The following is a 382-nucleotide window of genomic DNA, read 5'->3' on the forward strand; positions in this document are numbered from 1 at the left end:
GCTGTGGCCGATGGCGTTGGCGTTGCCGTTACTCGCCTTGGCCGTCTGGTGGGCGCTCAAGCGCGGGATGCTGCCGCTGCGCAGATTGGGTACCGCGCTTGCCGAGCGTGACCCGCGAGCACTCGATCCGGTCCGGATGCCCCATGCGCCGGTTGAGATGACGCCCATGCTCGGCGCGCTCAACGCGCTCTTTGCCCGCATTCAGACCATGCTCGACGCCGAGCGCCGCTTCACTGCCGACGCCGCCCACGAATTGCGCACGCCGATTGCCGCAATCAAGGCCCAGGCCCAGGTGGCAATAGCCGCCCAAGAGGACGCCATGCGTCGCCACGCCTTGGTGGGAACGTTGGAAGGATGCGATCGCGCTGCCCATCTGGTCGAC

1 protein-coding gene is annotated in these 382 nt (G+C 67.5%); it reads left to right on the forward strand.

The features are described from left to right. The coding region (locus tag I6F21_RS38570) for a histidine kinase dimerization/phospho-acceptor domain-containing protein (protein ID WP_276573652.1) at positions 1–382 on the forward strand (382 nt) is incomplete at both ends.

This window comes from Bradyrhizobium sp. NBAIM03, from assembly GCF_020194055.1.
In the GTDB taxonomy this organism is placed as follows: Bacteria; Pseudomonadota; Alphaproteobacteria; order Rhizobiales; family Xanthobacteraceae; genus Bradyrhizobium; species Bradyrhizobium yuanmingense.